This window comes from Terrimonas rubra (assembly GCF_042686025.1).
Classification (GTDB): Bacteria; Bacteroidota; Bacteroidia; order Chitinophagales; family Chitinophagaceae; genus Terrimonas; species Terrimonas rubra.
Genome location: NZ_JBHUOZ010000003.1, coordinates 2,379,746 through 2,404,689 on the forward strand (window position 1 = coordinate 2,379,746; position 24,944 = coordinate 2,404,689).

Sequence of the window (24,944 nt, forward strand, 5' to 3'; positions counted from 1 at the left end):
TTATGCCCCACCCCTATGCACCAGAGCGGCAGGTTTCTTTTTAATAAGGTAGTATACCGGAATACCCAGGGCTGCTATGATAATGCCCGGCCAGGTATAACTTGGCTTATATATCACCATCAATACACAAAAGCTAATGCCCATGATAATGTATAAGAAAGGCAATACAGGATAACCAAAAGCTTTGTACGGTCTTTCAATATCCGGACGGGTTTTACGTAACCGGAAGATGCCGATGATGGCCAGTACATAAAATATAACCACTACTATGGAGATCATATCCAGCAGGTCGCCATATTTACCGCTTAAACTCCATAAAGCGGCAATAACACATTGTAACCATAAGGCCACACCTGGTACTGATTTTTTGTTGAGTGTTCCCACTTTTTTAAAGAACATACCATCCTTAGCCATGGAGTAATACACCCTGGCGCCGGCCATGATCAGGCCATTATTACAACCAAAGGTTGATACCATGATCATTACTGCAATAATGGTAATGCCTACCGGGCCAAAAATCACCTGTGCAGCAACAATTGCCACCCTGTCTTTCTCGGCCGATGCCATCTGTTCCATGGTCAGTACACCGGTATACATGATATTGGCCAGCAAATACACTACCGTTACCAGTATGGTACCCAAAGCCAGGCTTAAAGCCACATTACGTTGCGGGTTTTTAATTTCACCGGCCACTGATGTGGAGCTATGCCAGGAGTCGCTGCTGAAAATAGCGCCTACCATACCTGCCGCCACAGCACCCAGCGCAGCAAACATGGTATAGTTAGCGGTGGTGCCATCCGCATTTAAGCGGAACAGGTTCCACACATTATCCGCATGCCAGTTAGCGGCCCATACATCGCTTTTTAAAGCAAACAAGCCAAATACGATCAAGGCCAGTAAACTGATTAGTTTGGCCAATGTGATGGTTGTCTGTACTATTTTACCACTGCTTACCCCTCTTGTGTTAATAATTGTCAGCACCACAATCACAACAATGGATACCAGCTGGGCGGAAGATATGGTGAAGCTACCCAGGGTTAATGCCACCACATCTTCATCCCAGGCAGGTATAAGGTAAGCGGTAAATTTGGCAAACGCTACCCCTACTGCCGCAATGGTGGCTGTTTGTATTACGGTGAAGAAAGTCCAGCCAAATACAAAACCTACCAAAGGATTATAAGCTTCTTTTAAGTAAACATACTGTCCACCGGCCTTGGGAAACATACCACTTAATTCGCCATAGCTTAAAGCGACCGTAAGGGTCATAAATCCCGTGATCAGCCATATCAATAATAACCAGCCTGCCCCGCCTACATTGCGGGCTATGTCGGCACTCACTATAAATATACCCGAGCCGATCATACTACCGGCCACCAGCATGGTCGCATCTATTAAACGTAGAGAGGGCTTAAAACCTGTTTTCTCTTCTTGCATAGAATAATTGGGAAATTTGATGATTTGGAAATTTGGTAATGAAGGCATTCGTCACCCGGTTAAACATTTATAAACTATCCCGATAAAATCCGGAGTAGTCCATATTGCCCATCAGTATTACTACAGCACCAATGTGCGACGCAACAGCCGATGCCAGTTGTACTGCAGCCGGTAAACAAAAAAACGCACTATTTAAACTCGTAAAACTTCCAGCGGGTTTCGTAGTTACGATCTAGTTTCTGGTTTAATAAAGTAGCCCTTAACATCTCCATGGGTAAATGATTTTCCTTTATCACTGCATCGTGAAACTGGATATTACTCATTTTACCGCTATCCACTAATTCCTTATGAATGCTGAATAACTGCAGGCCGCCCACCAGGTAGGCCAGTTGATACAGCGGACCGTAGTTAGCTTCAAAAGAACGTTTTACTTCGCCATGAGCGTTGGCATATTCATGCCCCACTTCGTTCACCAGGTAATCCACGCATTGCTGTGGGGTCCATTCACCTAAATGAAATTTAAGAGAGAAAGTGATGCGGGCACAACGGTGCATACGCCAGAACAGCATACCAATACGCTCTTCCGGTGTTTTGGCAAAACCTTCACGGTATAATAATAACTCCCAGTATAAAGTCCAGCCCTCGGTAGTGAACGGCGTATTAAAAGCCGACTGGCGATATGTCTTATACCGGCTGTTCATATAAAATTGTAAATGATGCCCGGGCACCAGTTCGTGCTGCACCGTACCTCTTGAAAAATAAGGATTGTTTCCCCGCATACTCATCAGTTTATCTTCATGCGACATGGTATTGGTAGGATAAGAAATACTGATCTCACGGCCGCCGGTAAAGAAAGGGTTTACCAATTGTCTTTCAGGGCTCATCATGATCATGCCCCAGGTCTCTTCCGCCAGTGGCGGCAGGTTCATTAATTTTTTCTGGTTAATGAATTGTATGGCATCATCGTTCAGCTTGATAATTAACTCGGGTTGTTTACCAGCCGGTACATAGGAGTTCTTTACTTTCTCCTGTGCCGCACGCCAGTCATCACCAAAGCCCATTTCACGGGAGGCTTTTAGTAATTCCTTACGGCACCATTCCATCTCCTGGTCGGCTAAACGTAATAGCTCATCCGCGGTATAAGCGATCATCTCGCTTTTTAACTGGCGGTTGATCTCGTCCTTACCAATAGGATTACCGCCTATATTACTGCCATCGTTAAATATTTTTTTATCTGATTTTGAACGGATAGATTTTGCATATTCTCCTAACAAAGAAGATAAGGCCTCATAAGGTTTGGGGACCCACCAGGTGAACATAGGGTCGTACCCGTTATAAAAATCATAAGCGCTTTTCAACCGGTTTTTAATATCATCTACCAGGTCGGCGGCATATTGTGCCTGTTGTTCGGGTATTTTATTACCGGCCTCTACTGTTGTTTTTGCTTTTTTAACTACGGCCAGCATCTTATGCAGCATATTAGCGATCATTTCGCCATCAACAGCTGTCCCCCTTCTTCTTTTTTGTTCAAAGGCATAAATAGAATCGGCGAATGGTACATACAACCAGGCAGCCTTTTGTTGCTTTTGTTCATTCACCAGCAATACCTGGTTATTCTCAATTTTCTGGCGCAATAAAATATAATCGGCCTTGCCATAAATACTCATTTTATCAAAGTCCAGCTTTTTTAAAATAGCCAGGTGATCATTGTTCAGTTTCATCAGGCGGGTAATCTGCTCCGGGCTGTGAACCGAAGAACCGCCCCAGCGGCCGCCGGATGACATGGCGCCATAGAAATAATCAATGGCCCGTACATCCTGTAAATACTGGATCACATTGCCGGATGTTTCAGTAGCCTGTTCATATAATACCGAAGGCACCTGTGCATTGACAAGGGCCGGGGAAGCAAAAAAAAGTGACATAGAAAGTTTTAGCAGCTTAAAAGAATGACGCATCAGTTATATATTTTCTGTTTGAAATAGATATATGGCAAAGCTTGTTGCCAAATATACCCAATGCACCAGCATAGCACTAAGCACATATTAACCGGTAATAGCCTCATTTAAACTTGTAAAATGGTAACTGCTCAGGCGCCGGTATAACTGTTGTATACCAATAAAGCGGCTGCCAGGTCTTCTACCGCCAGGCCGGCGGATTTAAAGATGGTAATTTCACCGGCACTTGTACGGCCGGGATGTTGTTGCAGGCATAGTTCCCGGATATCGGCTTTTACATCCGCAGGATCGAATACTCCTGTTTTAATCGGTATGGCCAGGTCACCTGTTTCATGCAAAGCGCCTTCACGGGTGTCTACAAAAATATGACTGCGTGTAATGGCTGTATCGTCGGTTTCCCGGGTATCAGGTTTATGGGAGCCTATCAGGTCCAGGTGGGTACCGGGTTTCAGCCATTCCCCTTTTATTACGGGTGTTGGAGATAAGGTAGCAGTAGAAATAACATCGGCTTTACGTGCAGCTTCCTCTAAATTTTCAATAGCAGTAACACGAATACCTTCCTTTTCCAGTTCGGTAATAAATGCCTTTAGTTTATCCGGGTTGCGCATCCACACTTCAATGCTTTCATAGTTCCGCACCGCACTATGTGCCTGCACCAGGTGTTTAGCTACTTTACCACCACCTACTACCAGTAAACGCCTGGCATCTGCGGGTGCCAGGTATTTTGCCGCCAATGCCGATGTACAGGCTGTACGGCGTGAAGTTAGCTGGGCTGCGTTCATCATAGCCAGCTGCTCACCGGTAACCGCATCCCATAAAGTATAAGCAGCATGTATAGCAGGAATATTACGTGTATGATTGTTGGGGGCCACAATTACCTGTTTCACCCCTAAATAAGTTTTGTTCCATACCGGCATCAGGATCAGCGCATTTTCCTGTTGTTCCTTTATCGTATAAAAATGATGATGCCGTACCGGCAGTTCATAATCGGAACAGAACATTTTTTCCAATGCATCGATCAGGTCCGCATAGTTTAATGCAGCTATTACTTTATCATCCGGTATTACTAACATAACAGGGGGCAGGCTAATTAAATCGTTCGGGGTTAAAAATATCTACTTTCACTTTGGATGGTCGCTCTTCAATAATATTGGCCACCACCCTGCCTACTGCCGGGCCAAGGCTTAAGCCCATCATTCCCAAACCACCGGCAATGACCAGGTTATTGACCTTTGAAGAAGCGCCCAGGTAAGGCAGGCCATCCGGTGAGCAGGGACGGAACCCATGCCAGGTATCACTTTCAGCAGGCACCGGCAATGTATATTCAGGATAGTATTTAGGTACCGATGCCACAATACCCTCCAAACGGTTACGGTTGATCACATGATTAATAGGCGCCAGTTCCATTGTACCACCAATACGCACTTTACCACCCATGGGTGTCAGGGCTACCCGGGCTTCTAATAGTAAAGCCGGGTGTTGTACCTTACCCTGGAAAGCATCGGTTAAAAAAGAATACCCTTTACCGGGCATGATGGGTACGTTTAAGCCGGCTTTTTTAGCCAGTGTGCCTAACCATGCGCCACTGGCCATTACTATTTTATCTGCTTTATAACTATTACCACCACCAATTACTTCAGTAATTTTTCCGTTGCTTACCGTAATATCGGTTACACCCGCATGTTTAACCAGGGTAACACCCATTGCCTGTAATTTCGCCAGCAGCGATTGCATTAATGCCTGTGGGTATAAATGACTATCACAACGGTAATGCACGGCACCTAATACATCGAGCTGTACATCGGGCTCCAAAGCCTGTACCTGGGTTTTATCCAGCACTTCAATATCCAGGCCCATTTTTTGGGCAGTATGAGACAGTTCTATTTCTTCGTCCTGTGTTTTGGTATTTTTGTACAACATTAAAATACCCTTGTGGTGCAGGTCAATATCTGCTGCCAGTTCAGCCTGTAATTCGTCGTATAATGACCGGCTGTATAAATTCAGGTCACGGATAAAAGGAGCCGAACGGGTAACATGCTTTTCATTGGCATGGCGTAAGAATTTAATACCCCATGAGATCATCGACCAGCTTAAAGATGGTTTTACATAAAAGGGGCTCTTGCTGTCAAACATCCATTTAATGCCCTGTGCTACAATGCCCGGTGCTGCCAATGGTGTAAAATGGCTGGGCACGATCATGCCCGCATTACCATAGGAGCAACTGTCTGTAAAATCTTCTTTATCCAAAACGGTAACCTGCCAGCCGGCCTTGCTTAAATAAAAAGCGCTGCTTAAACCTACAATACCGCCGCCAATTACCAGTACCGAACCTTTATCCTGTTTCATTTTTTGTGTGTAAAGTTTATATCACCTGGAACCCGTGTGCATAAGGGTCATCATCATCAATAATAATTGTATTATAACCTGTAACCATTGCCCAGCCTTCAATACCGGGAACAATAGCCGGTTTACCATCGCCAAAGGCATTAGGTACTTCTTCTTCAATCGTACCTACGAATTGCGAGCCGATGATACTTTCGTGTATGAACTGATCGCCTTTCTTCAGTTTTCCTTTTGCATGCCATTGGGCCATACGGGCCGATGTACCGGTGCCGCAGGGCGAGCGATCAATGGCTTTATCGCCATAAAACACAGCATTACGGGCCGTGGCATTATCATTGATAACGGCGCCTGTCCATTGTATATGACTAAGCCCGTTAATATTGGCATCCTGCGGGTGTATGAACGTGTATTTTTCATTCATCCGTTTACGGATCACCCGGCTCCAGCTGATCAGCTGATCGGCGGTATAATGCTCAATACCTTTAAAGTTTTCCTGCGGATCAATGATGGCATAAAAATTTCCGCCATAGGCCACATCTAAAGTGAGTGTGCCTAAATCGGGACTTTCAATGGTTAAGTTCTCTGAATGTAAAAATGATTTTACATTGGTCAGTTTTACCGATTTTACTTTCTTGCCTTCCTGTACATAATCGATCAACACCAGTCCTGCCGGGGTTTCCAGCCTTAACTTGCCAGGCACTTTGGGTATCACCAGCCCTTCTTCAATGGCAATGGTTACGGTACCGATAGTACCATGCCCACACATGGGTAAGCAACCACTGGTTTCAATATATAGTACCCCAATATCGTTGGCTTCATCAATGGGTGGATATAAGATACTTCCACTCATCATATCATGTCCACGGGGTTCAAACATCAGGCCTTTGCGTATCCAGTCATACGCTGCTAAAAAATGCAGGCGGCGTTCCATCATACTATTTCCACGCAATAAAGGACCGCCTCCGGCTACCACCCTCACCGGGTTACCGCAGGTATGCGCGTCAATACAGGAGAAAGTTTTTTTCATTTATTCTTATGAATTATGAATGTTGAATTATGAGTTATGAATTACGAATTATAAATGATGAATAGCATTACTACTGTTGAACGGAGCGTCGCAACAACAGTTCAATCAGGGCTATGCAGCTGGTAAACTAAAATTTGTTTTATTACCATCGTCCCTCCCCTGATGGTGCTTCCGTTGTGTCACTCACTTGTGCGGCAACAATTCTATTCACCATTTTACAATATTCCCTGTTTTATCCGGGTTTATCATTAGCAAATTTCCAAATCACCAAATTATCAAATTAAACATTCTCCTTACTCAATTCACCGTTAACCGTACGCCATACACCCAATACATTCTCATCTTTCAACTCATCCGGCAATAAAGCATCGGGCCAGTTCTGGTAACTCACCGGGCGGGCAAAACGTTTAATGGCATCAGGACCCACCGCTGTAAAACGGCTGTCGCTGCAGGATGGATAAGGGCCGCTATGCGTCATAGCATAACATACTTCCACACCGGTAGGAAAATTATTAAATAATAAACGGCCGCATTTCGATTCAACAATATTGATCAGCGTTTTATTATCTGCTAACTCTTCTGTTTCACCCCAAATGGAAATGGTCAGTTGTCCTTCCAGGGCTTTGGCTATCGCTGCTGCCTCTTCCTGTGTTTTATAGGTAACCAACAGACCAAAGGGACCGAACACTTCCTGCGATAGTTTTTTATTGGCAATAAAATCTGCTGCCGTGGTAATAGCGATGGCCGCATTACCAAAGCCTTCGGCGCCTTCGGTAGCCTGTGCTATTACTTCAACCGCCGGCTGTTGTAATACATTTGTTTTGTTGGTATGGTAAGCAGCTGCAATACCCTTATGTAACATGGGCGCTGCGGGTGTTGCACTGATCTGCTGTGCCAGGGTATTAATAAAAGTAGCCAAAGCAGGCGATTCCGGCGCTACAAAAATACCGGGATTGGTACAGAACTGTCCCACACCCAATGTTAAGGAAGCCGCATATTGTTTAGCTACTTCCTCCGCTGCATTATTCAGTTTTTGCGCTAATAAAAACACGGGGTTCACACTGCCCATTTCCGCAAATACGGGTATAGGTTCGGCTCTTTTATTGGCCAGGTCAAACAAGGCCTTGCCGCCACCATGTGAGCCGGTAAAACCAACTGCCTTTACTACCGGGTGTGATACCAGGTAAGTACCATTCTCAAATGAGTTGCTGTACACATGTCCGAATAAACCTTCGGGCAAACCTGCTTTTTGTATAACCCCGTTAATAGCCGCCGCCATAATGCCCGATGTTTTGGGATGGGCAGAATGTGCTTTTACAATTACCGGGCAGCCGGCTGCTATAGCTGAAGCCGTATCACCGCCGGCGGTGGAAAAAGCAAAGGGGAAGTTACTGGCACAAAAAACAACTACAGGCCCCAACGGCGTGTATGTTTTGCGGATAGATGGTCTTGGAGCAGGCTGCCTGTCAGGCAAAGCCGTATCAATACGAACAGGCAATACTACACCGCTTTGCAAGGCATCGGCATAACTGCGCCATTGAAAAACAGTGCGGCCTTTTTCACCCTGCAGCCTGGCAACAGGTAAATTGGTTTCGGCCTGTGCCGTTGTAATTAATTCATCATCCAGCGCTTCAATCGCATCAGCCACCTGGTGCATGAAAGCCGCTCTTTGTTTTACTGTGAAATTTTTAAAAATAAAAAAAGCCTCCTGGGCTTTTTCCAGGAGGTTATCTATCTCTGTAATAGTAGTATTCAAACTCATGCTTATTATAAAATTATGTGGTAAAAGCAGGCGTTATAAAAAATAAGTCTTCGCTGCTTTTATCCATGGTACAGGTTACGGATATCAGGCCAGTACCGCTTCTTTTGAAATAGTTTCTAAAGCTAAATAATCAGGTAGTTCAGGCCTTGATGCAATAGCCGTGTCGATGATCTTTTGAATGCGTGCTCTTTCTTCACCCTCTAGTGGTAAACGCGGAGCCCTTACATGTTCATTGCCGATACCTTCCGCTACCGCCGCCAGCTTAATATACTGAACTAGTTTCGGATGAATATCCAATTCCAGCAAAGGCATGAACCAGCGGTAAATTTTTAACGCTTCTTCCAGGTAACCGGCTTTGGCCAAATTAAAAATGGCTACAGTTTCTCTAGGGAAAGCATCAACCAATCCGGCAACCGAACCGCTGGCGCCCATTAACTGCGACTCCAGTGAAATGGTATCAACACCACCCAGTATTTTAAACCTGTCGCCAAAACGGTTGATCATACGGGTAATATTGGTCAGGTCACGGGTAGATTCTTTTACCGCCTGGATAGTTGGGTAAGCTTCCAGCTCGGCAAACATATCCAACGTAACATGAATGGCGTAATCAACCGGGTTATTGTATATTAATATAGGTAAAGAAGAAGCTGAAGCTACAGCCTGGAAATAAGTCACCACTTCCTTATCAGAAGCCTTGTAACGCATAGGCGGTAATAACATCAAACCATCTGCACCAATACTCTCCGCTTTTTTGGCGATCTCTACAGCAACAGCAGTGGCCTGTTCAGCAATATTCAGTAAAACGGGTATATGTGCAGGTACATTCTTTTTAGCAAAAACCAATAAGTCAAATTTTTCCTGTGCGGTTAAAGTGCTGGCCTCACCCAGGGTACCGGCCAGGATAACACCCGATACACCCGCTTCTACCTGCGCGTTCAGGTTTTTTTGAAACATGTCATAATCTATGTCCCCGTTGGCTTTGAATGGTGTTAATAATGCCGGGTACACACCGTGCCATAACGCTGTTTTACTCATGATGATTTGTAGTTTAATTAGTCAAAATATTACTCCTTTGCCTTTATCAGTTTGTATGAACAGGGGCATCGGCTTACAGGCAAATATCGCTCAGCGATAATTTATACAACGCCTGTTTATTAGTAAACAATGTGCAAATATTAACCGGTAAATTAATGAAAATAGCCTAAGCAAGGTTTTTTTTGTACTTATCCAGATATTCTTTGGGGGAAGTGCCGGCAATGGATTTGAATACACGGTTAAAATTGGTAATACTGTTAAAACCGCTGTTATAGGCTACAGAAGATATACTATTGTATTTACCAACCGTAAGTTGCTTACAGGCTTCGCTGATACGCATCTGGTTTAAGAAGGTAACAAAAGTTACACCGGTATGTTTTTTAAAATAACGGCAAAATGCCTGCGAGGTCATATGGGCTTCTGCTGCCACTTCTTCCAGGGTTACATCACGGTGATAATGCAGCATGATATAGTTATAAATATGCTCCATCCGCACACCTTCCCGCTCGCCCGTTTTTTCATAGGTAGGTACGGATGATAATGACTGAGGCCTGGGATTCATTTTACAGAATATCCGCAGCAGGGATAAAAAATGAAATAACTGGTCCATATGACTGGCCTCTTTCAACAACTTTATTTTTTGTGATACCAGGCGGAAATAGGCCGGATCCAGCTTAAACCCGCCTTTATATTCCTTTAAAAAACCGTTCAACTGTACCAGCTCAGGCAATTCCAGTAACTTACTTAAGTTACCATTGGGATCATAGAAAACAGAGATGGTATGTATGGTATCATGTGTAGCTACCGCCATATCTGACTCACTTCCTTTAAATACATGTGCCTGGTTGGGTGCTATTAAAAAAATGTCACCCGGCTCAAATAAATGCATGGTATTATCGGCTATCAGTGTGCCCTGACCCTTTACTATCCATACCAGTTGCGCCTCTTTATGTTTGTGCAAATGCGGGTAAAAATGAGGCACTTTGTCTTCCTGGACCATGATGGTTTTTTCGGCAGTAACCGGAACGGTAAATTGGAGAGGTTTCATTTTCTATAGCTGTTGTTGTACCCGTAAACTACATTATTTTATCACTTAACAATCATTTAATAGCAAAACAGGTTAAAATATGACTATAATTAGTTCATGATGGTCATTTTTTAACTTAAAATAATTGTCTAAACAACACTTTATCTGTATGGGTTGCCGCAATGAACACCCCAAGAGCGGGGAATGGAAACGCTGAGATAGTACCCGCAACCGGTATTTGCCGGTATGACATAATTTTAGCGATTACCGGTATTATTTTAGCAGGAGGCGGTATTACAACGATTGCGTGAATATTTTGTGGTGATTAATGCGTAACTATATGGGTAGTTTACTTAGATTTGAAACAATTCTGCGGGAATGACATCTTACAAGAACCAAAAAAAATTACTGGCTGCTGTTGATTGTATCATCTTCGGCTTTTACGAGCAAACATTGAAAGTGCTGCTTATTCAACGTGGCTTTAAACCTGAAGAGGGTAAATGGAGCCTGATGGGCGGCTTTATCCAGCCAACCGAGGGCCCGGACCAGGCCGCCAACCGGGTATTATCATCATTAACCGGCTTACACGGCGTATACCTGGAACAATTGCATACTTTTGGCGATCCCAACCGTGACCCCTACGAAAGAACCTTATCCACGGCTTATTTTGCTTTAATAGATATACAGCAGTACGAAAAACAAATTACAGAAGCGTATCATGCCGAGTGGTTTGCATTGAACGAATTACCCGAACTGATCTTTGATCATGAGGATATGATCACCATGGCACTGGAAAAGCTACGTTATAAAGCGGCCCTGCATCCTATTTTGTTTGAACTGTTACCTACCAAATTCACCATCCCGCAATTACATGGCCTGTATGAATCCTTATACAATACCAGCCTGGATAAACGTAATTTCAACCGGAAAGTACTGTCAACCAATTTATTGGTAAAACAAAACGATAAAGAAAAAACCAGCTCCAAGAAAGGAGCTTATTACTATAAACTAAATAAGAAAAGTTATAAAAATAATTTCCAGGCCTTTTTAACCATGATACCCGTACCGGTATCATTTAAGACCATGTAAGCTTATATTTTTTTATTCGAATTAATAAGTGTTAAATTTACACTAATTATCTTGTCATGATGCAAAAATTTGTTTTTGGAATTGATTATGGTACTGACTCCGTAAGAGCAGTATTGGTGAATACTCATAACGGTGAAGAGCTTGCCACTTCTGTGTTTCATTATCCCCGCTGGAAAAAAGGATTGTATTGTAATGCTGCGGCACACCGCTTCAGGCAACACCCATTAGACTATGTGGAGGGGTTGGAACACACCATTAAAGACTGTTTACAAAAAGCAGGTGGATCGGTTGCCAGCCAGGTAGTGGGCATATCCATTGATACCACCGGCTCCACACCCGTAGCAGTAAATAAAGCCGGCACACCGCTGGCATTGTTACCCGAATTTGAAAACGAGCCGGATGCCATGTTTGTATTATGGAAAGACCATACGGCAACAAAAGAAGCGGCCGAGATCAACAGCCATGCACAAAAATTTGATACTGATTACCTGCAATTTGTCGGCGGCATTTATAGTAGTGAATGGTACTGGGCTAAACTATTACACCTGTTACGTACAAACGAAACCCTGCGTACGCATGTCCATTCTTTTGTAGAACATTGCGACTGGATACCTTTCTTATTAACCGGCGGTACCGATTTCACCCAATTGAAAAGAGGTATCTGCAGTGCCGGTCACAAAGCCCTATGGGCGGAGGAGTTTGGTGGACTGCCCCCGGAAGATTTCTTTACCTCGCTGGACCCTTTACTGGCAGGCCATGCACAAAAGAATTTTGAGCACACTTATACTGCTGCCGAAGCTGCCGGCACTATTTCGGAAGAATGGGCCACACGCTTAGGTATTCCCAATACCGTTGTAATCGGCATTGGCGCTTTTGATTGCCATATGGGTGCCGTAGGCGGACAGATAGAGCCCTATTACCTGAGTAAAGTAATGGGGACTTCAACCTGTGATATGCTGGTAGCGCCTGTTGATGCCATGCAGGATACCCTGGTAAAAGGTATCTGCGGCCAGGTGAATGGCTCCATCATTCCCGGTATGATCGGCCTGGAAGCCGGGCAATCGGCTTTTGGTGATGTATATGCCTGGTTTAAGAATATACTTACCTGGCCTTTAAGTTTGATTGAAGATGAAACGATACAACAACAGGTAAGTGATACTATTATTGCCAGACTTTCCGCAGCAGCGGAACAATTACCCTTACAGGAAAATGATGAGCTGGCTGTTGACTGGTTAAACGGCCGCCGCACACCCGATGCCAACCAGTTATTGAAAGGCAGTATACAAGGCATTAACTTAGCAACGGATGCGCCCCGTATTTTTAAAGCCCTGGTGGAAGCCACCTGCTTTGGCGCCAAAGCTATTACAGACCGTTTTATAGAACAGGGAGTTCCGGTAAAAGGATTAATTGGTATGGGCGGTGTGGCACAGAAAGCCCCTTATATCATGCAGACCATGACCAATATTATCGGCATGCCTTTACGCATACATAAAAGCGAACAAACCTGTGCTGCCGGGGCTGCTATGTTTGCCGCCACCGTAGCCGGTGTATACACAAAAGTGGAAGAGGCTATGACACAGATGGGACAAGGTTTTGATAAAACCTATTACCCCGATGAAAGCACTGCTGCAGTGTACGCCAAACGTTACGAACAATATAAACAAGCAGGAAATTTTATTGAACATGGGAAAATATAGTCATATACAACAGGAGGCTTATGAAGCCAATATGCAATTACCTGTACTGGGTTTGGTATTGTACACTTTTGGCAACGTAAGCGCACTGGACAGGAGCCTGGGTGTGTTTGCCATTAAACCCAGCGGCGTGCCTTACAACGAACTTACGCCCGGTAAAATGGTGATCGTTGACCTGGACAGCAAGGTGGTGGAAGGAACACTTCGCCCCTCCTCCGATACAAAGACCCATGCCGTATTATATAAAGAATGGGACAGTATCGGCGGTGTTTGTCATACCCACTCTACCTATGCCACAGCCTGGGCGCAATCGCAGCTGGATATTCCTATTTTTGGTACCACTCATGCAGATCATAATACCGTAGACATTCCCTGTGCCCCACCTATGGATGATGAAATGATCAAGGGCAATTATGAGCATGAAACCGGTTACCAGATCATCAATTGCCTCAATCATAAAAAAATGGATTATAAAGAGGTGGAGATGATCTTAGTAGGCAATCATGCGCCTTTTACCTGGGGCAAAACTGCTGCAAAAGCGGTGTACAATAGTGCCGTGCTGGAAAGCATTGCACAAATGGCGTTGTTAACACAACAGATAAACCCCGGTGCTCCACGTTTAAAAGACTCCCTGATCAAAAAACATTTTGAGCGTAAACACGGGCCGGATTCGTATTATGGTCAGTCATAAAATTATATACACTTTGCATTTTTATAATGCCGATTAGCATTGATGAAGTTGAAGTGTGCGACGCAAGGAACGATGAAAGTAGTAATACAGCTGACTAACAAATAAAAATTAATTCAATAAAAACGATTGTACATGATAAAAAAAATCACCTCTTTAGCGCTGGTAGCTGCCGTACTATTCAGTGCCTGTAACAACAACACAACCGAACAACCTGCCACCGGCGATACCGGGGAAAAGCAGGCGCATAAACCGGTTACTGAAAGTTTTTATGGTATTCTGGGCAAGGATACCATAACACGTTACACGCTTACCAATGCCCATAATATGCAGGTAAGTATTATTAACTATGGTGGCACCGTTACCGATATTTTAACGCCGGATAAGGAAGGTAAGAATGGTAACGTAGTGTTAGGCTTTGATTCCCTGAGCGGCTTTACCCAAAAAGGTAATCCCTTTTTTGGCGCCCTCATCGGGCGTTTTGGCAACCGTATTGCCAATGCTAAATTTACCCTGAACGGTCAAAACTACCAGCTGGCTTCCAACGACAATGGCAATACGTTGCACGGTGGTAATAAAGGGTACGACAAGGTAGTCTGGACTGCCACTAAACAACCCGGCGACAGCAGCCTTTTATTAACCTACCTGAGCAAGGACGGTGAAGAGGGCTATCCCGGCAACCTGAACATACAGGTGGTTTATACCCTTACCGGCAATAATGAACTGAAGATAGATTACACAGCTACTACGGATAAAGCCACCCCGGTAAACCTGACCAACCATGCTTATTTCAATTTATCAGCGGGCAGGGATGCTACCATATTGAACCATCATTTATGGATCAATGCCGACAGCTATACCGCAGTAAACGATAAACTGATACCCACTGGTGAGCTTACACCCGTGAAAGGAAATGCCATGGACTTTACCAGCGCCAAATTAATTGGACGTGATATTGCCCAGGTAACAGGCGGTTATGACCATAACTGGGTATTGAATAAAAAAGGCAATAACCTGGAAAGAGTTGCTGAATTATCGGATAGTGTAAGTGGCCGTAAAATGGAAGTATGGACCACTGAACCGGGCATACAATTTTATTCTGGTAACTTTTTAGATGGTACACTGACCAATACCCGTGGCGGTACCCAATATGTAAAACATGCGGGACTATGCCTGGAGACACAACATTTCCCGGATAGTCCTAACCAGCCCAACTTTCCCACTACTATTTTACAGCCGGGTGAAACCTACAAACAAACCACCATTTACAAATTTGATATCATAAAATAAAAGGGAACATTACTCCTATATAAACAGAAAATAATGCAAAAACATTTTAACGAACTGGAACTTTGGTTCATCACCGGTAGTCAGAATTTATACGGCGAAGAGACCCTGAAGCAGGTAGCACAAAACTCACAGGTAATTACAAAGGCTTTACATGAGGCAGAAAATATGCCCATCAATATTATTTTTAAGCCCATTGCCAAATCAACAGAAGAGATAACGGCACTTTGTGCAGAAGCCAATAACAGCAAAAACTGTATCGGCATCATTACCTGGATGCATACTTTTTCACCAGCTAAAATGTGGATCAACGGTTTAAAGAAATTACAGAAACCCCTGTTACATTTACATACACAGTTTAACCGCGATATTCCCTGGAGCGATATTGATATGGATTTCATGAACCTGAACCAGTCGGCCCATGGCGACCGCGAGTTTGGTTTTATGGTATCACGTATGCGCCTGGAAAGAAAAGTAGTGGTTGGTCACTGGCAGGACCCGAACGTTATTTTACAGATTGCCAAATGGGCCCGTGTGGCAGCTGGATGGAACGACTGGCAAACAGCACGCTTTGTACGCTTTGGCGACAACATGCGTTATGTAGCAGTTACAGATGGTGACAAGGTAGAAGCCGAATTGAAATTTGGTTTTTCCTGCAATACCCATGGTATCGGTGACCTGGTGAATGTGATCAAACAAACCACCGATGCCGAGATAGATAAACTGGTACAGGAGTATGATGACAGTTATAAAGTAATGGATGTGCTGCGTAAAGGTGGTGAGCAACACAGTTCTTTACGTGAAGCAGCCCGTATTGAAATCGGGATGCGCCGTTTTTTACAGGATGGTAATTACAAAGGTTTCTCCGATACGTTTGAAGACCTTTATGGTATGGAACAATTACCGGGTATAGCTGTACAACGTTTAATGAATGAAGGCTATGGCTTTGCCGGCGAAGGCGACTGGAAAACTGCAGCGCTGGTACGTGCCATGAAAGTAATGGCAACCGGCTTACAGGGTGGTAACTCCTTTATGGAAGATTATACTTATCATTTTGAACCCAATGACGAGATGGTATTAGGATCACATATGCTGGAGATATGTCCCAGTATTGCCGATAATAAACCTTCCTGCGAGATACACCCCTTAGGCATTGGTGGTAAAGCCGATCCCGTACGCCTGGTATTTAATGTTGCCGGCGGCGCCGCACTGAATGCTTCATTAATAGATATGGGTAACCGTTTCCGTTTACTGGTTAATACCGTTACAGCAGTATCACCCAAAAGAGACCTGCCTAAACTACCGGTGGCCAGGGTATTATGGAAACCACACCCTAATATGAATGATGCACTGGCAGCGTGGATATACGCCGGTGGGGCACACCATACCGGTTACAGCCAAAACCTTACTGCCGACCAGTTTGAGGATTTTGCTGCCATGGCAGGTATTGAGTATGTACAGATAGATAACAATACCCGTTTATCAGAATTAAAAAATCAATTACGCTGGAGCGAAGTTTACTATCGCTAACAGGTTATACCGATCGAATGATCAGAGAGGCTGTCCCGGATAAGACAGCCTCTTTTTATATCATACAACGATACCTTATATTTGTCTACCTCAAAACTTTCAGCATGAAAAAAAACTATAGCATCCTGCTAGCGCTTTTCTTTTTTAGCTATTCGCTATTTGCACAGACAGCTACCGATAAATTGTATATACAAACCAGTGAGATACATGATATCATGGTACGTTATAATGCCGATAAAGGCAGCATTACCCGTTTCTATGGCATCAGCAGCGGTGAATGGGGCCGTGGCGGCAGCGGTAATTACAATACACCCGAACGCCGGGAAAGGTTGCTGACTTTGATCAATACCTATTTAAGCGAACTGGATAAAACGGATTTTGATAAAACCAGCATCAACGGAAAGGTTGATTATATTTTATTTAAAAGTAAACTGGAAGACGAACAGTACCAGTTGAACCAGGAAGCACAATTATACAAACAGGTTAGTAAATACCTTGGTTTTTCTGACAGGATATTCAACCTGGAAAAGCCCCGTAAACGTGGCCTTTCGGTAAAGGGTGAGGAAGTGGCCAAAGAGATGAGCAGCATTATTAAGGATGTGGAGAAAGCCATAGAAAGCCTGAAGAAAGAACCGGACATGGACCTTCCCCAGGCACAGATGGCCACAGCTGCCGCAAAAGGATTACAGGGTATTTTAAAGAACTATTTTGATTTTTATAATGGCTATGACCCCATGTTTACCTGGTGGGTACCCAAGACCTATACTGAACTGGATGCACAATTGAATAAATATGTCGATGCCCTTTCTAAAAAAGGAAAACAGACCAGCTCGCAAAAAGATGATGGCAGCGGTATTATTGGTAACCCCATCGGCAGGGAAGAACTGATACGCCAGCTGAAACTGGAGTTCATACCCTATTCGCCTGAAGACCTGGTAGAAATTGCCAATAAAGAATTTGCCTGGTGTGATGCCGAATTATTAAAAGCATCCAAAGAAATGGGCTTTGGCACTGATTGGAAAGCAGCCCAGGAAAAAGTAAAGAACAGTTATGTTGCACCGGGACAACAACCCGAAGCCATGCTGGACCTGTACAACCAATCTGTTGCTTTTTTAAAGAAACATGACCTGTTAACCATACCTCCACTAGCCGAAGAAAGCTGGCGTATTTATATGATGAGTCCCGAACGCCAGCTGGTAAGTCCTTTTTTCCTGGGAGGTGAATCACTCATTGTATCCTACCCTACCAATACCATGTCGTACGAAGATAAACTGATGAGTATGCGTGGTAATAACCCGCATTTCTCCAGGGCAACGGTGCATCATGAATTAATAGCCGGGCATCATTTGCAGGGGTATATGAATAACCGCTCCAAAACCTACCGCAATTTCAGAACTCCTTTCTGGATTGAAGGTAATGCACTGTACTGGGAGCTGGTATTATGGGACCTTAACTTTCCGCGTTCGCCTGAAGACCGCATTGGCATGCTGTTCTGGCGTATGCATCGTTGTGCCCGTATCATATTCTCCCTTAATTATCATTTGAATAAGTGGACACCGCAGCAGTGTATCGACTTCCTGGTGGACCGTGTCGGGCATGAACGTGCCAATGCCGAAGGCGAAGTACGCCGTTCCTTCACAGGCGGTTATGGCCCCCTGTACCAGATAGCTTATATGATCGGCGGCCTGCAGTTTTATGCATTGAAGAAGGAACTGGTAGATACTAAGAAGATGACCTACAAACAGTACCATGATGCTATCCTGAGAGAAAATAATATTCCGATTGAAATGCTGCGGGCTATTTTAACCAACCAGCCGCTTAAAAAGAACTTTACTACCAACTGGCGGTTCTACGGTAAATAAGTACAGTTAATATCTGTACAATAAATATCAATTATCAGGCATAGAAATACCTGTTGTAAGTATAGCTTTGAAATACTTACAGCAGGTATTTTTTTGTAAAATTTTGCTGCAAGGGTTAAAGGGAGCGTTATTAGTGACAAATATTCCCGGATAAACATAGTCATTTTCTCATGGCATATATCGTAAGCAGTGCTTTTTTAAGCGCTGCTTTTTTATATGGTAATGAAACGGCGCTTTTAACATTTACGCAAACGTTTAAGTATAAATGTACAGGCGGCAATAAAAAGTAAAGAATAATAAATAAATTGCAGACGGCACACATGAAAGTAGTACAATTTACCATACCGGTTTCCCGCGATAATACCGTGGTGGCACAGCATGAAGTAATGCCGCATTTTTATAATTACCTGCACCGTCATAACGAAGTACAATTAACCTGGATCATTGACGGCAACGGCACCCTGATTGCCGGTAACTATATGCAGGCCTTTCATTCCGGCGATATTTATATTATCGGCTCCAACCAGCCGCACATATTTAAAAGCGACCCGTCTTATTTCGAGAAAAAAAATAAAAAAACGGTTACCGCACTGACCATTTTTTTTAACCCGCTGGGGCCTTTAAAAAATTTATTACTCTTACCCGAGCTGGATGCTGCCGGTAAGTTTGTACAGGCCATGCATACCGGCCTGCAGGTACCTGCCGGTAAACAAGCCGAAATTGCAGCCGCTATGTTAAAGGTTCATGACAGTAAACAGGCCGGCCGCATCAGCAGTTTTATTGAACTGTTACAACAGCTTGCCGAGATCAGTGATATTAAAGTATTATCCACCATCCGTGCCGATCACCATTTTACAGAGCAGGAAGGACTAAGGATGAATGATGTATACCAATACACCATGGATAATTATTCCGGGGATATTAACCTTAAAAAAGTTTCTTCCATTGCTCATTTAACGCCACAGGCTTTTTGCCGGTATTTTAAAAAACATACCCGCAAAACCTATATTACTTTTTTAAACGAGATCAGGATCAATGCGGCCTCTAAAAAACTGGTCGCCGGCAATTATGACTCTATTGCTGCCCTGGCTTTTGAAGCGGGCTTCAGCAGTATTGTGAGTTTTAACCGGGTTTTTAAAAAAACAACAGGTATGTCGCCAAGACAATACCAGAAAGAGTATGCGCAGAAAACGGGGTAGGATAATTTGGTAATTAGTTGATTGGGAAATTTGGTAATGAATGTTGCCAACCAAGCCGCGGTTCGTGAGACACGAACCGTAACTTTGACCAATAGCAAATCAGCCGTACAAGTGTGCGACGCAAGGAACGATGATAGTAGTACTACAGCTGGTTACATAATAAAAACAGCTTTAAGAAAGGCCGACCCCGAAGCCGCGGTTCGTGTCTCACGAACCGAAAAACAGCTTTATGTACAAACGGACCGGTTAATTATTGGTTAGTACCCGGTAAAATAGGACAGGTTGACGAGATGAAGAAAAGATACATTTGACAAGATCTAACAGTTTTATATACATATATTTTATGGCTACAAAAATTATTTCGCTTTGTGTTACGTTGCTGTTGCTGTCATCATGCGTGATGGCACAAAAGGATAAAACATTTACCCATGCCGATACTTTAAGGGGCAGTTTATTACCTGCCCGTACCTGGTGGGATGTGCAACATTACGATTTAACCGTAAAACCGGATTATAACAGCAAAACCATCATTGGTAAAAACATTATCAGCTATAAAGTGGTGAGTGCACCTCGCGGTAAAACCATGCAGCTTGACCTGCAGGAGCCCCTGGCGATAGACAGTATTATTTTAAACGGTAAAAAGCCTTTATCCTTTATCAAGGAAGGTAATGCCTGGCATGTAACAGTGCCGGACCAGGCCGTGAACAGTACGCATAATATAGCCATTTATTACCAGGGCAAAGTGCATGAAGCCGTTCGTGCACCATGGGATGGTGGCTGGATCTGGGCAAAGGATTCATTAGGTCGCCCCTGGATGACCGTGGCCTGCCAGGGACTGGGCGCTTCTATCTGGTTTCCCTGTAAGGACCACCAGAGTGATGAGCCCGATAAAGGTGCCAGGTTAACCATGATCGTACCCGATACGCTGGTAGCTATTGGCAACGGCCGTTTGCAATCACATAAAAACAACCAGGATGGTACGGCTGCTTATACCTGGGCAGTTACCAATCCTATCAACAATTATTGCATTATTCCTTATATAGGCAAATACGAAAGTTTTAAAGAAAAATACAACGGCGAAAAAGGTGTACTGGACCTGAACTATTGGGTGCTGGATTATAACCTGGCCAAAGGCAAAGCTTATTTACCCACCGAGGTACATAATACCATGAAAGCCTTTGAATACTGGTTTGGCCCCTACCCTTTTTATGAAGACGGTTACCAGCTGATAGAGACCTCACACACGGGCATGGAACACCAGAGTGCCGTTTCCTATGGCAACTGGTTTAAACCCGGTTACCGTGGGCGTGATGGCAGTGGTACCGGCTGGGGTATGAAATGGGATTTTATCGTGATACACGAAAGTGGTCATGAATGGTTTGGTAATAATATTACCACGAAAGACCTGGCGGATATGTGGGTACACGAAGGCTTTACCAATTACAGCGAAACCCTGTTTGTGGAATATCATTTTGGTAAAGATGCCGGTAATGCTTACAACCGTGGTGTAAGGAACGCTATCCGTAATGACAAAACAGTGATCCCCGCTTATAATGTAAATGCACAGGGCAGTGGCGATATGTATCCCAAGCCCAGCAATATGTTACACAGTATCCGTCACGGGTTAAATGATGATGTGTTGTTCCGTAATATACTGAGGGGGTTGAATAAGGATTTTTATCACCAGACCGTTACCACCAAACAAGTGGAGAACTACATTAATCAAAAAGCAAAATTCAATTACGATAAAGTATTTGATCAGTACCTGCGTACGATACAGATACCTGTTTTTGAGTTTTATATTTCACCCGATAAAAAATCGGTTACCTACCGTTACACAAACTGTGTAAAAGGTTTTAACCTGCCCATTACGCTTACGGATAAAAGCGCTACACTGAAACTGCTGCCAACGGATAACTGGAAAACAACCGCTTTATCCGCAGCCCAGGCCGCCCTGGTAAAAATCGAGACCATCGATTTTATGTATTATGTGAAGCCGGTTTTATTAACGGAAAAACCTGCCCGATAAAATATTAAACAAACCATATAACGATCATGCGACAGCTAGTTTATTTTTGTGTGTTATTCTTTATCAGTATTCCCGGTATACTGCTTGCCCAGCGCGGCATGAAGTGGAATGCTGATGGTACCGCTTATTTCACCAATGAAAGAGGAACCATTGTCAGTTATGCCCTGCCTTCTTTTACCAAAACAGAACTGATCAAACCCGAACTGCTCACTCCGCAGGGAGCAAGCAGCCCGTTACCGGTAAGGGATTTCAGTTTCAGTAATGATGGTAACCTGGTACTGATCTACACCAATACAAAACGGGTATGGCGTATGGATACCCGCGGTGATTACTGGATATTAAACCTGCAGACCAAAAGCCTGCGCCAGTTAGGAAAAGACAAACCTGCATCCTCTCTGATGTTTGCAAAAATATCACCCGATAATACCAAGGTAGCGTATGTAAGCAAACACAATATTTATGTAGAGGATATTGCGAGTGGTGTGATAACACCTTTAACTACCGATGGTACGGACCGACTGATCAACGGTACTTTTGACTGGGTTTATGAAGAGGAATTCAGTTGCCGTGATGGCTTTCGCTGGAGCCCGGACAGCAAGAAAATTGCTTACTGGCAGATCGATGCCCGCCAGATCAGGAATTTTTTGATGATCAATAATACCGATTCCCTTTACTCATTCACCATACCGGTGGAATACCCAAAAGTAGGAGAAGCTCCTTCACCTTATAAAGTTGGTATTGTGAATATAAATCAGCCCAATAGTACCACCTGGTTAAATATTCCCGGTGATCCGCGCCAGCACTATGTACCGGCTATGGAATGGATGACCGATGGTAATACGGTGATGCTGCAGCAACTGACCCGTAAGCAGAATGAAAGTAACCTGTTCCTGGGTAATGCTGCAACCGGAACTGTTACCAGTATTTACCACGAAAAAAACAACTCCTGGATCGATGTGATCCCGACGGATGGCAATGGCTGGAAATGGATCAATAATGGCAAGGAATTCTTATTATTATCAGAGAAAGACGGCTGGCGCCACCTGTACCGTATACAAAGCGATGGTAAAAAAGAAACCCTTATTACCAATGGCGATTATGATATCATCAGCCTGAAAGCCGTGAACGAGAAAGAAGGTTATGTATATTTTATGGCTTCGCCCAAAAATGCCACGCAGGAATACCTGTACCGTACTGCCATCAATGGTAAAGGCAAATTAGAGCTGTTATCCCCTGCCGACCAGGAAGGTACGCATAGTTATAGCTTATCGCCCAATGGCAAATTCTCCACGCATAATTTTTCCAATCATAAAAATCAGCGGGTAAACGAATGGGTATCATTCCCGGGACATAAGACCATCAAGGAAACCACGAGGAATATGACCCCTAGCGGCAATGTGGAAATGATACAGGTGACCACCGCAGATAATGTGACCATGGATGGTTGGATGATCAAACCCAAGAATTTTGACAATACTAAAAAATACCCGGTTGTATTTTATGTATATGCCGAGCCTGCTTCTACTACTGTAAACGACGCAGCCGGAAGTGCAGGCACATATTTATATGCCGGTGATATGGCTGCCGACGGTTATATACAGATAAGCCTGGACGGCCGTGGCACCCCTTCGCCCAAAGGCGCTGCCTGGCGTAAAGCTATTTACCAGAATATTGGCATCATCAATATCCGCGACCAGGCCATGGCTGCTAAAAAAATACTGGAATGGCCTTTTGTTGATAGTGAACGCATCGCAGTACATGGCTGGAGCGGTGGTGGCTCTACTACCTTAAACCTGTTATTCCAATACCCCGATATCTATAAAACAGGCATTGCCATTGCCTCGGTACCCGACCAGTTATTGTACGATAATATTTACCAGGAAAGGTATATGGGCCTGCCGCAGGAAAACCGGGAACCTTTTATACAGGGTTCTCCTATTACGCATGCCAAGAACTTAAAAGGTAATTTATTACTGGTACATGGCACAGGCGATGATAATGTACACTACCAGGGTGCAGAAAGACTGATCAACGAATTAATAAAACAAGGTAAACAATTCCAGATGATGAGCTACCCCAACCGCTCACACAGCATTAATGAAGGGCCCGGCACTTCGGCCCATTTATCTAAATTATTTACCAACTTCTTAAAAACCTATTGCCCGGGTGGCGGCAGGTGATTCATTCATTAAACAACGAACCCCTCAACTGAGGGGTTTATTGTTTGTAAACTATCTGAGAAAGCTTGCCTTTATTACATCTGTCGGAACGTTTTTATATTTTTGATCATCATATAAAAACACTTGAGGAAGACGTTTTAAGCCGATATTGATCTCTGCATTGCCGCTTATTTTTACCTCCTGCTTTTCATAGCCATCCAGCTGAAAAACAACCACTGAATCGGAAGGTTTTACTTTAATATAATAAATACCATCGGCCTGTGTACCCGAACTGGCGTTGGTTCCCTTAATAAATACACTCACCCCTTCCAGCGGGGCAGCATCCTCGCTACTGGTTACAATGCCCGTCAATGTACGGTCATTATTTTGTGCATTTATAATTCCAACTATTCCTATGATCAGGAGTAAAGCGGTGATGATCCTTATCATTTCAATGCGTTTTATTTAGCCAGTAATTTTATTTTCAGGTCCTGCCCTGCCTGCTTCAATTGCACTTTATAGGAATTGAACTTAGGATGAAAAGCCTGCAATTCAACAGGCAGCTCCTGCCAGGTCTCTATTTTAAAAAATCCTCTTTTATCCGTTACCGCTTCTATTTCACCGGCACGGGTGTATACCAAAACATTTACAATAGGTTCCCCCGTCTGGTGATCCAGCACTTTACCGCTAATGGTCACTTTTGATGCACCGGGACTATATGCTGTTAAAAAAAATGTCATGATCAATAGGGCGGCCGCACAGCCAATAAATTTTACACGCATAACACTTGGTTTACAAAACAGGTTATAAGTAAATAACAGGTG

The 24,944-nt window shown here is 43.8% G+C and carries 19 protein-coding genes; 9 read left to right on the forward strand and 10 right to left on the reverse strand.

Annotation, left to right across the window (positions count from 1 at the left end):
* From ACFS6H_RS19140 to ACFS6H_RS19175, 8 genes are all read right to left on the reverse strand, one after another.
* Positions 1-1,434: an APC family permease gene (locus ACFS6H_RS19140; RefSeq protein WP_386102937.1), complete on the reverse strand. Its 1,434-nt coding sequence runs from the start codon at positions 1,432-1,434 to the stop codon at positions 1-3.
* 188 nt (positions 1,435-1,622) lie between these two features.
* Positions 1,623-3,356 (reverse strand): DUF885 family protein, encoded by a 1,734-nt coding sequence (locus ACFS6H_RS19145; protein WP_386102940.1) that lies wholly within the window; start codon positions 3,354-3,356, stop codon positions 1,623-1,625.
* A gap of 164 nt (positions 3,357-3,520) precedes the next feature.
* Entirely contained in the window at positions 3,521-4,462 is a 942-nt protein-coding gene (locus ACFS6H_RS19150; protein ID WP_386102943.1) for an ornithine cyclodeaminase family protein, read from the reverse strand.
* 13 nt (positions 4,463-4,475) lie between these two features.
* Positions 4,476-5,735, reverse strand: coding sequence for an NAD(P)/FAD-dependent oxidoreductase (locus ACFS6H_RS19155; RefSeq protein WP_386102946.1), 1,260 nt, complete (start codon positions 5,733-5,735; stop codon positions 4,476-4,478).
* Between the two features lie 16 nt (positions 5,736-5,751).
* The gene (locus ACFS6H_RS19160) at positions 5,752-6,759 is read right to left on the reverse strand and encodes a 4-hydroxyproline epimerase (RefSeq protein WP_386102949.1); all 1,008 of its coding nucleotides are present in this window, start codon (positions 6,757-6,759) and stop codon (positions 5,752-5,754) included.
* A gap of 280 nt (positions 6,760-7,039) precedes the next feature.
* Complete coding sequence (locus tag ACFS6H_RS19165) at positions 7,040-8,521, reverse strand: aldehyde dehydrogenase (NADP(+)) (protein WP_386102952.1); 1,482 nt, start codon at positions 8,519-8,521, stop codon at positions 7,040-7,042.
* An 84-nt stretch (positions 8,522-8,605) separates the two neighbouring features.
* Positions 8,606-9,556: a dihydrodipicolinate synthase family protein gene (locus ACFS6H_RS19170; RefSeq protein ID WP_386102955.1), complete on the reverse strand. Its 951-nt coding sequence runs from the start codon at positions 9,554-9,556 to the stop codon at positions 8,606-8,608.
* Positions 9,557-9,722: 166 nt separating this feature from the next.
* Positions 9,723-10,604 carry an AraC family transcriptional regulator gene (locus ACFS6H_RS19175; protein WP_386102958.1) on the reverse strand — a complete coding sequence of 294 codons (882 nt, stop codon included), beginning with the start codon at positions 10,602-10,604 and terminating at the stop codon, positions 9,723-9,725.
* Between the two features lie 357 nt (positions 10,605-10,961).
* Here ACFS6H_RS19175 and ACFS6H_RS19180 point away from each other — a divergent pair, with 357 nt between their 5' ends.
* From ACFS6H_RS19180 to ACFS6H_RS19220, 9 genes are all read left to right on the forward strand, one after another.
* A complete protein-coding gene (locus ACFS6H_RS19180; RefSeq protein WP_386102961.1) occupies positions 10,962-11,672 on the forward strand; it encodes an NUDIX hydrolase in 711 nt (236 codons plus the stop codon).
* A 56-nt stretch (positions 11,673-11,728) separates the two neighbouring features.
* Positions 11,729-13,369, forward strand: coding sequence for a ribulokinase (locus ACFS6H_RS19185; RefSeq protein ID WP_386102964.1), 1,641 nt, complete (start codon positions 11,729-11,731; stop codon positions 13,367-13,369).
* Entirely contained in the window at positions 13,356-14,057 is a 702-nt protein-coding gene (locus tag ACFS6H_RS19190) for an L-ribulose-5-phosphate 4-epimerase (protein ID WP_386102966.1), read from the forward strand. The genes ACFS6H_RS19185 and ACFS6H_RS19190 overlap by 14 nt, the downstream gene beginning before the upstream one ends.
* 132 nt (positions 14,058-14,189) lie before the next feature.
* On the forward strand, positions 14,190-15,344 hold the full coding sequence (locus ACFS6H_RS19195; RefSeq protein ID WP_386102969.1) for a galactose-1-epimerase: 1,155 nt from the start codon (positions 14,190-14,192) through the stop codon (positions 15,342-15,344).
* Between the two features lie 33 nt (positions 15,345-15,377).
* Entirely contained in the window at positions 15,378-16,871 is a 1,494-nt protein-coding gene (gene araA / locus ACFS6H_RS19200; protein WP_386102972.1) for an L-arabinose isomerase, read from the forward strand.
* A gap of 104 nt (positions 16,872-16,975) precedes the next feature.
* A complete protein-coding gene (locus ACFS6H_RS19205; protein WP_386102975.1) occupies positions 16,976-18,733 on the forward strand; it encodes a DUF885 family protein in 1,758 nt (585 codons plus the stop codon).
* A gap of 320 nt (positions 18,734-19,053) precedes the next feature.
* Entirely contained in the window at positions 19,054-19,932 is an 879-nt protein-coding gene (locus ACFS6H_RS19210) for an AraC family transcriptional regulator (protein ID WP_386102978.1), read from the forward strand.
* A 343-nt stretch (positions 19,933-20,275) separates the two neighbouring features.
* Positions 20,276-21,961: a M1 family metallopeptidase gene (locus ACFS6H_RS19215; RefSeq protein WP_386102981.1), complete on the forward strand. Its 1,686-nt coding sequence runs from the start codon at positions 20,276-20,278 to the stop codon at positions 21,959-21,961.
* Positions 21,962-21,987: 26 nt separating this feature from the next.
* Positions 21,988-24,141 carry a S9 family peptidase gene (locus ACFS6H_RS19220; RefSeq protein ID WP_386102984.1) on the forward strand — a complete coding sequence of 718 codons (2,154 nt, stop codon included), beginning with the start codon at positions 21,988-21,990 and terminating at the stop codon, positions 24,139-24,141.
* Positions 24,142-24,192: 51 nt separating this feature from the next.
* On the opposite strand, the gene ACFS6H_RS19225 is transcribed toward ACFS6H_RS19220, so the two are convergent.
* Positions 24,193-24,570, reverse strand: a complete 378-nt coding sequence (locus tag ACFS6H_RS19225) for a carboxypeptidase-like regulatory domain-containing protein (protein WP_386102987.1) — start codon at positions 24,568-24,570, stop codon at positions 24,193-24,195.
* 11 nt (positions 24,571-24,581) lie between these two features.
* Entirely contained in the window at positions 24,582-24,902 is a 321-nt protein-coding gene (locus ACFS6H_RS19230; RefSeq protein WP_386102990.1) for a carboxypeptidase-like regulatory domain-containing protein, read from the reverse strand.
* Between the last annotated feature and the right edge of the window lie 42 nt (positions 24,903-24,944).